The following is a 14017-nucleotide window of genomic DNA, read 5'->3' as shown; positions in this document are numbered from 1 at the left end:
TACCTTCCAAGCAAGTTGAAATCTACCTCCAATCCCACCTCTGTCCAATTCGACCCGATAGACAGGCGAGGAGGAAGGTTCGATATCAAACACTTGTAGATTTCACTTATAGAATAGCATAAAATCGGACAAATGAATACAAAAAATAAGGATGGAAAGCCTCTTTTTGTGCTGGCTAAATACAAAAATCCCAAGTATGACATAGAATAAATACTTGGGAGTAGACAGTGTAGATGTACTGCCGAATGTTAACTTAATGACATTGAGCCGTCGGGCTGCTTTTTATAATGCTTTGAGAAATCTATGCAGGTCCAGTTGCACTTGTGCAAGTGAAATTTGGTCCCAGAAGCCGTCTGATTGCAAGCGTGGAATCAGGTGGACATGGAAATGGGTGCCTGTGTCAAACAAGCGGTCGTTGCAGGCTATGGTCACGCCGTCAATTGCCAATGTTTGACAGAGTTTCTCAGTCAAAAAGACTTCCAAGTCTGATAGCTCATAGCGAACAGCAGGAGGGACTTGGCTGAGCGTGTCATAGTGTTCCTTGCTGATAATCAGCAGATGCCCTGTTTGGACAGGGTCAATATCCCAGACGACCTTGAAGTGTTCCGTCTGGTAGAGAATATCTTCTTCTTTGAGCTGGTGGCAAAAAATGCAGGTCATGTCTTTCCTCCTAGGTTAGCAGAAAAGGAAATCACATAGGGTTTCCTTGGGAATTATATGCGATTTACTCTAACTGCCATTTTTTCACGACGTTGTGCGCGTCTCTTTTCGAAGAAGGCTGCTCCTAGGAAAGATACGATTGGCCGTAAAATATAGAAATAAAAGGCAAGTGTCGGATTAAAGTAAGCAAATAGGATAACGACGATATTGAAAAGGGCGACAGTCACTAATGGCCGCAACTGTGCCATGGAAACAAATCGCTTTGTATATGTTGTTCCAGCAAACTTTTCTTGTAGGACAAAGTAATTCAAAATGGATTGACAGAGATTGACTGCAATGGTCACGACCCCATAACCAACAACAGCCGTGGTGGTGATGCCTTCCATCATCCACCGAGTAAAGAGGGGAATGAGGGCCAGCGTTACCATGAAGTTAAATTGAACAATCAAGATTTTGCTGGTTGCATGCTCAATCTGTCCTAGAATCTTGTGGTTGTCATACCAAAAATCCGCCACGATGAAAAAGGAGACGAAGAAGATGAGGATGCCGGTGAAAAAGTGATGTGTATCAACAGTGTCACTCGGCAAAGGAATTTCCAGCAGCATCAGAGTGATGATGACTCCAATCACTGCGTCAGAGAACACCTCCAGATGCTCCTTTAGGCGTTTGGCACGACGGCTCTCATCCTCACGATAGAGTTGGTCTAAAAATGCTTGACGTTCATCGGCAGACAAATGCTCTAACTCAGGATGCAAAAGACTGGCTTCCTGAGCCATTTGCTCAAAGTAGTCGTTCAAAAATTCTTGATTTTTAGGATTTTGTTTAGTATTTTTCATCGCTTAATAAGTCAAAACTGAATATATTGTCTTATTTCTGTTTGAAACCCTTTATTTATCAAGGGTTTGGGCGTTTTTTTGTTGGTTTATTTTCTAATTTGTTCACCTTTTTGTTCACCCTATAGGCTATTTATGGCTTTTTCAAAGTAAACAACTGATTCTTTTTCCTTGTCTTTGGATAGATGCCCATAGGTGTCTAAAGTCATTGAGATTTTAGAATGCCCCAGGCGGTGCTGGAGTTCCTTGTAACTGATACCAGCGTTCAGCAGTAAACTAGCGTGAGTATGGCGGAAAGCGTGGAAGTTAAATGGCTGGATGCCTATTTCTTTACAACGGTTTCTTAAGGCTTTGCTTCTCACGTCTGAACTAGCGTATAAGAGTGTGGTGGACGCAAAAACAACTTTGGGCGGTTTTCCACCAATGGCCAGGAATTGCAACCGTTGACGGTTTCGGTATTGTTTCAGCATGAGGGAAGTTTTTTTGTCTATGCTGATCACACGAGTACCCGCTTTGGTTTTCGGAGTGCCAACCATATCTAGTTGTCTATTATACGTTTTTGAAATGCTGACAGTTAAATTCTCAAAGTCAATATCAGACCACTCAAGGGCGATAGCTTCGCCGAAACGGCAACCAGTGGCAATAAAGAAGTTGTATAGTACCTGGTCATAATAATACAGAAATTTCTGAGGGGCTAGCTGTTCCATGTGATCAAGTAGTTTTTTCAAATCTTGGTTATCAATGTACTTTATTGCTTGCTTTTCGGGCTGTTGGCGTTTCGGGAAAATAGTTTCCCTTGCTGGATTATGTGACAACAATTCCAACAAAACACCATGTTGTAAGATACGTCTGATAATGGAGTGAACTACCTTAAAATTAACAAAGGTCATAGCTAGCCGATTGATAAAGGTTTGTATGAAGATAGGGCTGATTTTTTCCAACTTCAATCCGCCGAACGTTGGTAAAACATGTACTTTCAGAATTGTTTTTGTATTCACTAAGGTTTGAGCTTTGACGGTTAACTTATACGTTTCTAACCATGATTCCGTTAGTTCGCTAAAATTCTTTATATCAGTTTGAACCATTAGGCGTGTTGGATTTGTTGAAAATTTATTCTCCGCCTCTTTGGCCTTCTGCTTCACCTCTTTTCTTGTCCTGCCCGTCACGCTGGTTTTTACTTTCTTGCCAGTAATGACATCTGTACCCAGATAGATGTTGGCACGGTAGATGATGCTGCCGTCTTTCTTTTTTACTTCAGTTATTTTCATGATATTGTGTTCCTTTCCATCAGCAGGCAAGTCGTAAAGGTTTTATATCATGCCAGGGCTTACGAGAACAGCCCCATTTTCGTTTGTTTTGGTTGAGTGGGGTAAATATACCAGTCAAGAAGAAAATGCGATACAGGCTATTTTGGAGTGTTTGACAGGGTGATAAAAGGTTAGATTTAGAATTCACACGCGCCAACAACCAACAAAAACCAACATACAGCCCATATAGAAGCTATGGTTTGCTATGGTTGCTAAAATATAGAACCTGGAAAAACCATGAATTTTTCAGCTCCTAACAAAACCTAACTTTTTAATGCGGACTTATGCGGACTTTTTTCACTCGTTACAAAACGTGACTTTTTTCCACTCCACACAGCCCACCAGAACGCCCCTGAGAGCGTGGAATATCGCGAGAGGGTAAATATACCAGAGGAGTGTTTGAACGTGGTGAGGGAGCTTCTAGGCGCGTGGGTTAGTGGTTATTTTTCTTATCTTCAACTTCTAGCCATTTGTCTAATGGATAGCCTTTGAAATCTTCTCCGACTATTTTGTCAGAAAGACTTTTTATTAAATCGAAAACAAGCTGTTTATCTGAATTATCGAGGAGCTCAAATAATAGTATCATTTCTGCTTCCTTTGTGTGCATCAAATTATTATCATTGTCAAACATTGAAAATTGTATGAATGCATTTGAAGCTGTATTCTCCAAAAAACGTTTCATACGTTTTTCTCCGATTTTTTTTGCTATCTCATCATACACTATTCCAGCAGCACCTCCATGAGGTGTATCATACACAAGTTTTTGGATATCCGTTGTTTTTTCATATTCACTATACCCCAACAGATACCCAACACTTACCCCAAAATGGTCAGCGAGTGCCTGGGCTTTGTCTGGTTTGATTTGGCTTTCGCCGTTTTCCCAATTTTGTAAAGTTCTAAAATGCACACCAATTTTTTCAGCTAACTCTTTCTGGGATAGCTTTTTTTCTTGCCTTAATTCTTTCAATCTATTCATAATTTCACGACCTTTCAAAAGTGATTATATACCATAATTTGAAAAAAGTACACTTTTTTTGTGTATTTTATCAAAAAACAGTTGACAAGAATAAAATTATTGTGTATCATTCAAATCAAGCACAACAAAAATGTGCTTATACCCCTCCACAACCTTTCACACTTTCAATCTATGGAGGGGGATTTTTCAAAGAAAGGAGAACAGCATGAGTAAACTCAAAGGCTATCGGGTCATGTTAGGATTAACCCAGCAAGCTATGGCGGACAAGCTAGATATTTCTTTGCAGTCATATAACAACAAAGAAACAGGCAAGACCCCATTCAATGACAAGGAAAAGAGAGCACTCAAGACCATTGTCGCGGAAGTTAAGCCAGATATCACCATTGACGAACTATTTTACAGCTAGAAAGGAGCAGACAAACATGGAACTAGTTTACATGGACGGACGGAAAGAGCCGTATACATTGAGTAGCATAGTGGCAGAATGTGCAGAGGTTAAGCATAGACACTTAAAAATGCTGATTAACAAACACAAGGAACGCCTGGAGCGTTTTGGAAAGGTGCATTTTAAAATTTCACCTTCAAAATCTGGGCAGAATGTACGCGACTACATTTTGAACGAACAACAAGCAACATTGCTGATCACGTTTCTAAAGAATACCGAGCAAGTCGCAAACTTTAAGGAAAACCTAGTCAAAGCATTCTTTGAAATGCGGGACGAGGTGGCACAATTCCGCTATCAGAGGGCACTGGAGAAGCCCAAGCGTAAGACCTTGCACGACTGCATAACACCGTTACAAACCTCTTGCTAAAGGGTACTACTGGAATGAACAAACGCCAGCTAATGGCCAGCCGTGGCGGTAAGACAGGTATTGACAGCCTAACCAGTCAAGAGCTAATCAGATACCAGGCACTAGAAGACATGGCTATTGCTATGATTACCCTTGGCATGACTTACCAAGACATCAAGACCATGGTATTCAGACCACTTAAAAACGCACCAACAGGCGCGTGAGAGCAAGAAAGGACAGTACAGAGTGAACACTAGCAGAATGAACGAGCGTATCACATTTTTTTCAAAAACCGCAGGTCAGAACGAAGATGGCGAAGTTGTAGACACTATCAGAGAAGATGTCTATTCCTGTTGGGCTGAGGTGTTAAGTTCGAGTGTCAGAGATTTCAAAACAGCTTCAGGACTTGAAAGCGGGAAGGCTACCAAAAACTTTGGCATCCGTTACCATCCGCATCCGCCGTTTGATAATTCGATGTACGTTGAACACCGTGGTACAGCCTACAAAATCATTGAACTAGAAGCTGACCACGCAAACAAGGGCTTTATTTTAGTGAAAACGACAGCTGCAGAATAATACACAACAAAAAAGGCTTAGCAATAACCACACCGCAGAGCCTTTCAACCAAGAACTAAAACACAAATTACAAGCAGGCAAGCCGTAAGGGTTTTAGTAAATGTTTCATAGCTAGATTATAGCATATCTAGGACGCTTTGACCATATAGAGGGCGCTACCCCTTAAAACTGGAGTAGAAAAGTATTAGGTGCTGGTATCGCCATTAGGTTGCAATGGACCCAGGGCAACCTAAACCACCCTAAGAAAATTACACACAGCAAGGCTATTATTTTGGCACAGGCTTACACGACCACAGGGGCGACCTGGTAAGTCTGGGGCGGGCAACCGCTGGGAATAGTCTAGGCTAGGTATAGAAATCGTATAGTAAAGAAACCAAGCCTTTTACACACGGGAAAAGCCCATCAGGGCCATTACACAGACACAATAAAAAAAGAGGAATATCAAGAAATATGGAACAGTATTTTAAACAGTTTGAAGAAAAATTACAAGTTGCAGAGGAAAAACTAGACATTCTGAGCGAGTGGCATATCGCCAAAGGTTACAAGGGAGCTACTGAAATCGCTGAAGAGTGCCGAAAAGCTATTACATCGCTTTGGCTAGAGTTTTACAAACTTTCAGAGGCTTATAAGCAGGCTGAGGCAAGCCATGAAGACTTTGTAAAAAGTAATCTAGATCATTTACTTGGAGAAATGAAGCGACACGATGAGCATATAGGGGAACTACTCAAGAGAAAGCCGAACTATATTCTGTTTGATACGCTGGACAGGGTGAGCCGTGAAGTCTTAAAAGGGAGATGCGCAACAGCACCAGAAGGCAATATCGAAAGCTATTTACTAAACCTAATCAGAACAGACATGAAACAACGAGGTATTTTATAAATGCAAGAAATGACAATCGAAACAGCTTTGACCCTACTAGCAATTATTACACCGCTGAACATTGTTCTATGGTTTCGCGTTGGTTTGGGCACTTTCCAAGCCCCTGACAAGCCGAAAAAAGAGCTAGAGGGTAAACATACCAGACGGCTAACAAATGCGAACTACGGGGCCTATATTCAAGCGCAGGGCAGATATTACAACTAAGGGGTGAACAGATGACAGAAAATAGACTACCACCACACCTATATAAAGTTTTCAAGCTACTACCGCTTGGAATGGACTTGCCTATCACAGCCTCAGACATTGAGAAGCTGACGGGCTTGGATATCCGAACCATTCGGGAGCATATACGCCAGCTTATAGTTGATTATGGTATTCCAGTATGTGGCGGACGAGATAACAAGCTAGGGGGCTACTATATCCCCCAGAATGAAGTGGAACGACTTGCTGGAGTGCTACCCTTACAGCGACAATATGACCAGGAGCATAAGCGTATTCACGCGCTTTTGACCGCTGATTTAGAAGACTGGAGGAAGTACCGAGATGTTTAGCCTAAGCAGAGAGAGCGAGCAGGATCTAACTCATGGCTTGCTGGATATGGTTGGTAAGTACCTGGAGGCGCGTGAGAAAGTCAAACCAAGGGCACTTGGACTAATGACCGCTGAACAGTTAAAGGATGAGCTAGGCATAAAAAATAAGACCCTGAAGCGTTGGGAAGACAACGGGCTAAGACGATACCAACCACCGCTAGAAGATACTAGAAAAATCTTCTATAGGGTCAGTGATATTTTGATATTTTTGGGGGTAGAGAGTGGCAAAAACTAAAGTATATTTCTGGTTAAAGATTGATAAAAAATTCTTTGACAATATTTTCATCAAGAGACTAAAGACAGTCCCAGGCGGTTACACTATGACAGTGATTTACATCCGTCTTATGCTTGAAAGTCTCGATAGTGATTGTATTCTTTACTACGAAGGTTATTTTGAAAGCCTTAAGGAAGAATTAGCTTTGAAGTTGGATGTGTCAGAAGACGACATCGATATGACTATGGCATACTTTACAAAATGCGGTCTAATACAGATTGATGAAGATAAAAATGCAGAATTACCACAGGCTAAAGCTATGGTTATGAGTGAAACAAACTGGGCTAGCTACAAACGTGGACAACGACAAAAAAAAGAGAGTTTGGACAATGTCCAAAAGTCTTTGACAAATTCCAACTTGTGTCCAACAGAGATAGAGATAGAGCTAGAGAAAGAGAAAGATATAGAGCTACAGCTAGAGCAACAGCAAGAAGAAAAAAATGTAGCTGCTGGAGCTAGTAAAAATGTTATTTTTGAAAAACTCAAAGAAGCATTTGGGGAAATGGCAATTAGTGGAACTATCACACAAGAAGCTGAAGACCTATTGAAGGTTCACGGACAACGCTTAGTATTGTACGCACTAGACGAAACAATCCTAAATGGTGGTAGGTCTATCAGATACACCCGTTCTATTCTGGAACGGTGGCAGGGTCAAGGTCTGAAGACTATTGAACAAGTCAAACAGAATAAAGCGGACTTTGAAGCAATGAGACAACCTAAGCAAGATAATCCAGACAATTTCATGGAACTACCATTTTAGAAAGGGGCAAGCATGGAAAATCATTTGGACAAAATTACTGTACTAGATGAGCTTTGCGAAAAGCACGGGATACCGCTATGGCAATTTCCTTATACGAGCCAAGGACAAGAACACATTTCTAAAATGTGCCAAGCCTGTACGCAGGAACAAATAGCAATGACAGAGCGGGAGACCTTGGAAGAGGCACACAACCGCCAGACCTATGTAACAACCTATGATGTACTTACGCGAGATAGTACAGTACCCGAAGAACTGAGAGGGGCAACCTTTGAGAATTTCAAGGCAGAAACCGCAGAAGAAAAGCAACTACTAGAGTTTGCTAGAGGGCAGGTTGAAAAGTACAAGCAAGGTATGACGGGCAACACGCTGATCACTGGCCAGACAGGTATCGGAAAAAGTCATTTGTCTTTTGCCATGGCTAAGGCAATCAACGAGCATTACAAGGACATTGGTAAGCCCAAGAGCATTCTATTCGTTAGCTTGACTGAAATCATCAAGCAAATCAAAAACGGCTGGAATTATGGCAAGGGGGCAAGTCTGACAGAGTTTGACGCAGTAAAGCAACTGACTAGCGTTGACTTTCTTATCTTGGACGATTTAGGGGCAAAGAATGCGAATATTACCCCTAAGAGCGATTGGGAGCAGGATTTTCTGTTTGACATTCTTAACAACCGAGAAACCACGATCATTAACACCAATCTAAACAGCCAGGAATTAAAGACTGTTTACAATGCACGAAATGCGAGCCGAATTTTCAAAGGACTAGAGGGGAACTCATTCAAGGCTTTCAGCATTTCAGATAAACGTTATACAATCAATAAACTAAAACAAGGAGAATAACACCATGACATTACAAACATTTTCAGACACACCAAAAGCATTCACATTCAACTACACATTCAAAGACTTTGACACCGCACAAGTTGCAGGGCACGCGCTTATGGGATACGTGACAGGAACATTTGAACAGCCAGTAATTGAAGTCAGCTACCACAGTGACGGCCAGGGCGGACACGCAAACCAATTAGCAGCAGAGTATTTGGCAGATGATGACCTAAATGAAGTATTCCAGCGAATTTGTGACAGTTTCAAGGATTACTACAACAATCCTGATGATCTAAACGAATACGAACAACAGCGAGCGACTGAACAAGAATACATCTGTAAGCGCGTGGAACAACTCAAGCAGTCAGAAAACTTTGATAGCCTACTGGAAAAAGTAGCAAGGTTAGAGCTGGAGTTGATGGAACTATCTGACAGCGTGCTAGATGATGACTATCCAGATATGGCAGTTAATGGAGTATGGGAGAACCTGGAAGCTGTAGACCACACCGCAAGGGCTTTACTGAAAGAGCTAGACACAGATAACAACTATTGCGCTTTGTGGAAATATTCAGCAGAATAGCAGAGAGAGGCACCAGCCTCTTTTGCTGTTTCAAAAACCTCAAACAATAACCAATATAAATACTACAAAATACTACAAAAAAAACTGATTATGTGGCGCATGATTGAACTCAAAGAAAACACAAAAAAAGCCAGCACGCTTGTACCGACTCTGTGAGTAAAACCTAAAACTATTATATCACACGGAGGGCATTGACTTGATTTTTTTAGACACCTTGGTAGATGAGAAGAAGACCATAGCAACCACTAAGCGATATTTGAAGCAATATCCAAGATTGAAGACAATAGCACGCTCCACTACTGCTTTACAAAGTAATTGGACTGTATCGGATAAGGTGAAATCTAGAACAATTTCAAACACTCAAGAGGATAGATTACTGAATAGAATTGCAGTAACTCAGGAAGTGGAAGAAATCGAGCGCGCTATTTCATGCTTGGATGAGGTATACAAAACCATACTGACAGAGAAGTATATCAAACGTCAAAAGACTGATTTTGTTTTGTACCAAGATATGAACATGAGTGATACAAGTTTTTACAGAGCCTTGCGAAATGCTTTGCTAGACTTTGCTTGTATATTTAATAATGGAACACTATTACACTACCTGGATAGTTAAGACTGGAAGCGTTCGGAAATACCCCTATCTTTTTTGAACGGGGGGTGGGTTTGTTCGGGGTTCAACAACGCCGCCCTTTTCCGTGCACAATTTTCCCTTTTTGAAATTTTTGGATACAGTAAAACACAGTAGGAAACAGTAAAACCATGATATAATACACTTATCAGCAAGTAAAAAAGCGTAGCTAATCACTACGCTAGTTCCTTGCCTGCTGAACTCATAAAATTTGTGGACTTTTGAGATTTTTTTAGGTTGTCAAACGTTGATTTGATAACCTTTTTTTCTATGTAAAATTTGTTCACCTTTTTGTTCACCTTCGGGGGTGATCTAAGGAAATCTAAAGAAATACGATTTTTCAAAAACCTAGTAAAATCAAGGGTTTAGGGGCTTTAACACCTCCTAACGTTAGTCAAATTTCAATACTGAATACTTTTTCTTACCACGACGGATAACGGTCAACTCACCGTCGATTTTATCGCTGTCAGAAAGAGTGTAGTCCAAGTCCTGCACACGCTCACCGTTGACATAGATGGCACCATTTGCTACGTCTTCACGAGCTTGGCGTTTTGAGTTGACAATACCAGAGGTGACTAGAAGTTCAACGATGTTAAGGTTGTCTTCAGCCTGTACAGCGTAGTTTGGCACGTTGCTAAGACCTTGTTTAAGTTCCTTAGCAGAGAGGTTTTTGATATTTCCTGCAAATAGTTGCTCTGTAATGTTGAGAGCTTGCTTGTAGGCTTCTTCACCATGAACTAATGTCACGACTTCCTTAGCCAAAATCTTCTGAGCCAGGCGTTCATGACGGGCAGCGTCAAATTGTTCCTCGATTTCAGCGATTTCATCTAATGACAAGAAAGTAAAGATTTTCAAGAAACGAACGGCATCGTCGTCCATGACATTGAGCCAGAATTGGTACATTTCATAGGGAGAAGTCTTGTCGGCATCCAACCAAACAGCGTTGCCTTCTGACTTACCAAACTTCTTACCTGTTGAGTCGGTGATAAGTGGAACAGTCATGACGTGGCCAGACTTGTCAGCCTTGCGGCGGAGCAATTCAGTACCTGCTGTCATGTTGCCCCACTGGTCAGAACCACCGATTTGCAGGGTCACATTGTGCTTGTCATTGAGCTCGTAGAAGTCATAGCCCTGCATGATTTGGTAGGCGAACTCGGTGTAGGAAATCCCTGTTTCAATTCGTTTTTTCACAGAGTCCTTGCTCATCATGTAATTGACCGTGTAGTATTTGCCGACATCGCGGAGGAAGTCGATAAAGCTGATGTCTGAGAACCAGTCGTAGTTGTTGACCATTTCAGCCTTGTTGTCACCATTTTCAAAATCCAAGAAGCGAGAGAGCTGACCTTGGATTTTTGTCACCCAACCGTCCACGGTATCTTTGGTTTGCAAGCTGCGCTCCGCATCCTTGAAGGAAGGGTCGCCAATCAGACCAGTTGCACCGCCAACTAGGGCGTAAGGTTTGTGCCCTGCTAATTGCAAGTGACGGCAGACGAGGATTGGTACCAAATGCCCCAAATGCAGGCTGTCGGCAGTTGGGTCGTAGCCAGAATAATAGGATACTTGCCCTTCTGTTAATGCTTTTACTAGGGCTTCTTCATCAGTCGTTTGAAAGACCAAGCCACGTGCTTTTAGTTCTTCAAAAATGTTCATGCGTTTCTCCTTCAACAAGATGCTTTGGTTTTTGAGTTTTTTACAAGCTAAAACCGCATCTCACCATTAAAAAATTCTCTCCTATTATACCACGAAATTGCGGAAAATAAACAAAATTTGGTATAATGGAACGATAAGGAGTTAATATGGCGACTAAATCAGATAAGCAAGATTTTAAAAAGAAAATCAGTGCCCTAGGCTTAGGGGATGTAGTGGGAGTTTTCCTTCGGACGCTGAAATTATTATTCAATTCAGTAGCAGTCTTGGTCTTCCTATTCGGTCTTTTTGGTGCGGGTATAGGAATTGGTTTCGTGGTTAGTCTTTTCGATGACGTTAAGATTCCCAAAACAGAGGAACTGGTAGCGAAGGTTTCAGAAGTTAGTCGGATTTCCACCGTTACCTATTCGGATGGTAGCTTGGTGTCGGAAGTTAATTCAGATTTGCTTCGTGTACCCATTACTTCGGAAGAGGTCTCTAATTATCTAAAACAGGCTGTAATTGCGACAGAGGATGAAACATTTGAAACCCACAACGGGGTTGTGCCTAAGGCTGTTTTGCGTGCGGCACTGGGATCAGTTGGTCTAGGTTCATCTAGCGGTGGTTCAACCTTAACGCAGCAATTGATAAAACAGCAACTTGTCGGAGATGCTCCAACCTTTACGCGTAAGGCTAATGAGATTGTTTCGGCTTTGGCATTAGAGCGGAATATGACCAAGGAAGAGATTTTGACCATTTACCTAAATGTTTCTCCATTTGGTCGAAATAATCAGGGACGAAATATTGCAGGGGTAGAAGCTGCGGCTCAGGGAATTTTTGGTAAACCAGCGAAAGACTTGACTGTTCCGCAGGCTGCTTTTATTGCAGGCTTACCGCAAAGTCCGATTGTTTATTCTCCCTATGCATCAGATGGAACACGTAAATCAGATGAAGATATGGTTTACGGTATTGAACGCTATCAAGATGTTCTCTTTAATATGTATCGGGCGTCATTCTTGACCAAGGAAGAATACGAAACCTACAAAGCTTACGATATTAAACAAGATTTTATTGCTCCAGCTCCTGTAATGGCGGATACGAAAGATTATCTCTATTACAAGGTCATGGAAGAAGCGCAGGAGGTTATGTTTGATTACCTGGTGAAACGTGACAAGGTTTCTAAAAATGACTTGAAAAATGATGAAACGAAGGCTTCCTATGAAGAATTGGCTAAGCAAGAATTGAGTCAGGGCGGCTATACGATTAAGAGTACCGTTGATCAAGGAATCTATGCGGCGATGCAGTCTGTTGTGGCAAACTATGGATCTGTTTTGGATGATGGAAACGAATATGTCGAGACAGGTAGTGTGTTAATTGATAATGCCACAGGAGCCATTTTAGGATTTGTGGGTGGTCGTGATTATGCAACCAACCAAAATAACCATGCCTTTGATACTCTTCGTTCGCCAGCGTCAACCATCAAGCCTCTGTTAGCTTACGGTATTGCGATTGATCAAGGTTTGATAGGTTCTGCCAGCATCCTTTCAGATTATCCAACGAACTTTTCAAGTGGACAACCGATTATGTATGGTTCAGGACGTGGTACTGGCATGATGAACTTACAGACGGCTATTGACCGTTCTGTTAACATTCCTGCTTTTTGGACCTATAAGATGATGAGAAATGCAGGTGTAGATGCCAAAGCGTACATGGATAAAATGAATTATCATATTCCTATGTACGATATTGAAAGTGTACCGTTGGGCGGTGGTGTTGAAATTTCAGTATTGACAAATACCAATGCCTACCAAACTTTAGCAAATGGTGGCGTTTATAACAAACATTACATTGTTGAAAGCATTACTGCCTCTGATGGAACAGTAGTGTATCAGCATGAAGCTGCTCCGGTTCAGGTCTATTCTAAAGCAACTGCAAGTATCATGAACCAGCTTTTGAGACAGGTTGTCAACTCTGGGTATACTACGACATTCAAGAGTCGCTTGAGTGGTTTAAACCCACAGGCAGCATCATCTGATTTCGTCGGTAAGACGGGAACAAGTAATGAAGTCAATGACGTGTGGCTCATGCTATCAACCCCTAGAGTAACTTTAGGTACCTGGGCTGGGAATGATGATAACTCAGAAATGTATGTCTGGACTGGCTACCACAATAATTCACAATATGTGGCCCATATGGTTGATGCTCTTTACAATGTTAATGCGGATATGTTCGCAGGAAAATTTGAATTAGACAGTAGTGTTATTGCTTCTAGCGTCGTTGCTTCTACAGGTCAACGTGCAGGGACGACACAGGTAAATGGGCGCCAAGTAACAGTTGGCGGTGCGATGACAACGAGTTATTGGGCTAAAAATGGTGCACCAGTAACGAGCTATAACTTCATGGTTGGGGGGACAGATAGTGACCGAGCACAGGCTTGGAATACAATTATCGGCTCGCAAACACCTACATCAAGTAGCTCAACCCAACGAAGCAGTTCGACTCGGACTAGCACGAGTTCTTCAGCTAATAACACGAACCAATCATCAGAAACGCAAACAGCAACTAGTGAGCAAGCGAATAATGAATCATTCCCGTAGTTGGTTATGCCCTACCCATCATAGCTTTTCAAACTTTCAAAAAGAAAAATCGCCACGGTAAGTAGCGATTTTTCCCCTTTGTGAGCCTCAATGAAACGTCAAAGCGTTATAA

At 41.8% G+C, this 14017-nt stretch carries 16 protein-coding genes and 1 pseudogene; 12 read left to right on the top strand and 5 right to left on the bottom strand.

What is annotated here, in order from left to right; genetic code table 11:
* Window positions 1-282: 282 nt before the first annotated feature.
* The 4 genes from ODU55_RS10400 to ODU55_RS10385 form a co-directional block, all read right to left on the bottom strand.
* Window positions 283-660, bottom strand: a complete 378-nt coding sequence (locus ODU55_RS10400) for an HIT family protein (RefSeq protein ID WP_398582781.1) — start codon at window positions 658-660, stop codon at window positions 283-285.
* Between the two features lie 53 nt (window positions 661-713).
* Window positions 714-1496, bottom strand: a complete 783-nt coding sequence (locus ODU55_RS10395; protein ID WP_398582780.1) for a TMEM175 family protein — start codon at window positions 1494-1496, stop codon at window positions 714-716.
* 119 nt (window positions 1497-1615) lie between these two features.
* A complete protein-coding gene (locus tag ODU55_RS10390) occupies window positions 1616-2761 on the bottom strand; it encodes a tyrosine-type recombinase/integrase (RefSeq protein ID WP_398582779.1) in 1146 nt (381 codons plus the stop codon).
* Window positions 2762-3233: 472 nt separating this feature from the next.
* The gene (locus ODU55_RS10385) at window positions 3234-3776 is read right to left on the bottom strand and encodes a helix-turn-helix domain-containing protein (RefSeq protein ID WP_398582782.1); all 543 of its coding nucleotides are present in this window, start codon (window positions 3774-3776) and stop codon (window positions 3234-3236) included.
* Window positions 3777-3981: 205 nt separating this feature from the next.
* Here ODU55_RS10385 and ODU55_RS10380 point away from each other — a divergent pair, with 205 nt between their 5' ends.
* The 11 genes and pseudogenes from ODU55_RS10380 (at window position 3982) to ODU55_RS10330 (ending at window position 9667) form a co-directional block, all read left to right on the top strand.
* Window positions 3982-4182 carry a helix-turn-helix transcriptional regulator gene (locus ODU55_RS10380; RefSeq protein ID WP_029188910.1) on the top strand — a complete coding sequence of 67 codons (201 nt, stop codon included), beginning with the start codon at window positions 3982-3984 and terminating at the stop codon, window positions 4180-4182.
* 16 nt (window positions 4183-4198) lie between these two features.
* A pseudogene (locus ODU55_RS10375) lies at window positions 4199-4791 on the top strand (Rha family transcriptional regulator).
* Between the two features lie 37 nt (window positions 4792-4828).
* Complete coding sequence (locus ODU55_RS10370) at window positions 4829-5143, top strand: phage head closure protein (protein ID WP_398582778.1); 315 nt, start codon at window positions 4829-4831, stop codon at window positions 5141-5143.
* 450 nt (window positions 5144-5593) lie between these two features.
* Complete coding sequence (locus ODU55_RS10365) at window positions 5594-6022, top strand: hypothetical protein (RefSeq protein ID WP_398582777.1); 429 nt, start codon at window positions 5594-5596, stop codon at window positions 6020-6022.
* Complete coding sequence (locus ODU55_RS10360; RefSeq protein WP_398582776.1) at window positions 6023-6226, top strand: hypothetical protein; 204 nt, start codon at window positions 6023-6025, stop codon at window positions 6224-6226. It begins immediately after the preceding gene.
* An 11-nt stretch (window positions 6227-6237) separates the two neighbouring features.
* Window positions 6238-6573: a hypothetical protein gene (locus ODU55_RS10355; protein WP_398582775.1), complete on the top strand. Its 336-nt coding sequence runs from the start codon at window positions 6238-6240 to the stop codon at window positions 6571-6573.
* Window positions 6566-6847 (top strand): XRE family transcriptional regulator, encoded by a 282-nt coding sequence (locus ODU55_RS10350; protein WP_398582774.1) that lies wholly within the window; start codon window positions 6566-6568, stop codon window positions 6845-6847. The genes ODU55_RS10355 and ODU55_RS10350 overlap by 8 nt, the downstream gene beginning before the upstream one ends.
* Window positions 6834-7646 carry a phage replisome organizer N-terminal domain-containing protein gene (locus ODU55_RS10345; protein WP_398582773.1) on the top strand — a complete coding sequence of 271 codons (813 nt, stop codon included), beginning with the start codon at window positions 6834-6836 and terminating at the stop codon, window positions 7644-7646. Before ODU55_RS10350 ends, ODU55_RS10345 begins: the two co-directional genes overlap by 14 nt.
* Window positions 7647-7658: 12 nt before the next feature.
* Window positions 7659-8486, top strand: coding sequence for an ATP-binding protein (locus tag ODU55_RS10340; protein ID WP_398582772.1), 828 nt, complete (start codon window positions 7659-7661; stop codon window positions 8484-8486).
* A gap of 4 nt (window positions 8487-8490) precedes the next feature.
* Window positions 8491-9051, top strand: coding sequence for a hypothetical protein (locus tag ODU55_RS10335; RefSeq protein WP_398582771.1), 561 nt, complete (start codon window positions 8491-8493; stop codon window positions 9049-9051).
* A 196-nt stretch (window positions 9052-9247) separates the two neighbouring features.
* On the top strand, window positions 9248-9667 hold the full coding sequence (locus ODU55_RS10330; protein ID WP_398582770.1) for an ArpU family phage packaging/lysis transcriptional regulator: 420 nt from the start codon (window positions 9248-9250) through the stop codon (window positions 9665-9667).
* 405 nt (window positions 9668-10072) lie between these two features.
* Here ODU55_RS10330 and tyrS read toward each other — a convergent pair whose 3' ends face one another.
* Window positions 10073-11332 (bottom strand): tyrosine--tRNA ligase, encoded by a 1260-nt coding sequence (tyrS, locus tag ODU55_RS10325; protein WP_398582769.1) that lies wholly within the window; start codon window positions 11330-11332, stop codon window positions 10073-10075.
* Between the two features lie 146 nt (window positions 11333-11478).
* Between tyrS and pbp1b the strand changes: the two genes are divergently transcribed.
* Window positions 11479-13905, top strand: a complete 2427-nt coding sequence (pbp1b, locus tag ODU55_RS10320) for a penicillin-binding protein PBP1B (RefSeq protein WP_398582768.1) — start codon at window positions 11479-11481, stop codon at window positions 13903-13905.
* The last annotated feature ends 112 nt before the right edge of the window (window positions 13906-14017 follow it).

The sequence above is a fragment of the Streptococcus sp. 2022WUSS037 genome (assembly GCF_044427225.1).
Lineage (GTDB): Bacteria > Bacillota > Bacilli > Lactobacillales > Streptococcaceae > Streptococcus.
The sequence above is the reverse complement of the archived record's forward strand: the minus strand, read 5'-3'. Positions and strand labels throughout refer to the sequence as shown.

What these genes read in the sequence shown, in the direction of transcription:
- ODU55_RS10365 (WP_398582777.1), top strand. Translation starts at nt 5,594, where the DNA reads ATGGAACAGTATTTTAAACAGTTTGAAGAAAAATTACAAGTTGCAGAG.
- ODU55_RS10355 (WP_398582775.1), top strand. Translation starts at nt 6,238, where the DNA reads ATGACAGAAAATAGACTACCACCACACCTATATAAAGTTTTCAAGCTA.
- ODU55_RS10360 (WP_398582776.1), top strand. Translation starts at nt 6,023, where the DNA reads ATGCAAGAAATGACAATCGAAACAGCTTTGACCCTACTAGCAATTATT.
- ODU55_RS10340 (WP_398582772.1), top strand. Translation starts at nt 7,659, where the DNA reads ATGGAAAATCATTTGGACAAAATTACTGTACTAGATGAGCTTTGCGAA.
- pbp1b (WP_398582768.1), top strand. Translation starts at nt 11,479, where the DNA reads ATGGCGACTAAATCAGATAAGCAAGATTTTAAAAAGAAAATCAGTGCC.
- ODU55_RS10380 (WP_029188910.1), top strand. Translation starts at nt 3,982, where the DNA reads ATGAGTAAACTCAAAGGCTATCGGGTCATGTTAGGATTAACCCAGCAA.
- ODU55_RS10395 (WP_398582780.1), bottom strand. Translation starts at nt 1,496, where the DNA reads ATGAAAAATACTAAACAAAATCCTAAAAATCAAGAATTTTTGAACGAC.
- ODU55_RS10400 (WP_398582781.1), bottom strand. Translation starts at nt 660, where the DNA reads ATGACCTGCATTTTTTGCCACCAGCTCAAAGAAGAAGATATTCTCTAC.
- tyrS (WP_398582769.1), bottom strand. Translation starts at nt 11,332, where the DNA reads ATGAACATTTTTGAAGAACTAAAAGCACGTGGCTTGGTCTTTCAAACG.
- ODU55_RS10350 (WP_398582774.1), top strand. Translation starts at nt 6,566, where the DNA reads ATGTTTAGCCTAAGCAGAGAGAGCGAGCAGGATCTAACTCATGGCTTG.
- ODU55_RS10335 (WP_398582771.1), top strand. Translation starts at nt 8,491, where the DNA reads ATGACATTACAAACATTTTCAGACACACCAAAAGCATTCACATTCAAC.
- ODU55_RS10370 (WP_398582778.1), top strand. Translation starts at nt 4,829, where the DNA reads ATGAACGAGCGTATCACATTTTTTTCAAAAACCGCAGGTCAGAACGAA.
- ODU55_RS10385 (WP_398582782.1), bottom strand. Translation starts at nt 3,776, where the DNA reads ATGAATAGATTGAAAGAATTAAGGCAAGAAAAAAAGCTATCCCAGAAA.
- ODU55_RS10390 (WP_398582779.1), bottom strand. Translation starts at nt 2,761, where the DNA reads ATGAAAATAACTGAAGTAAAAAAGAAAGACGGCAGCATCATCTACCGT.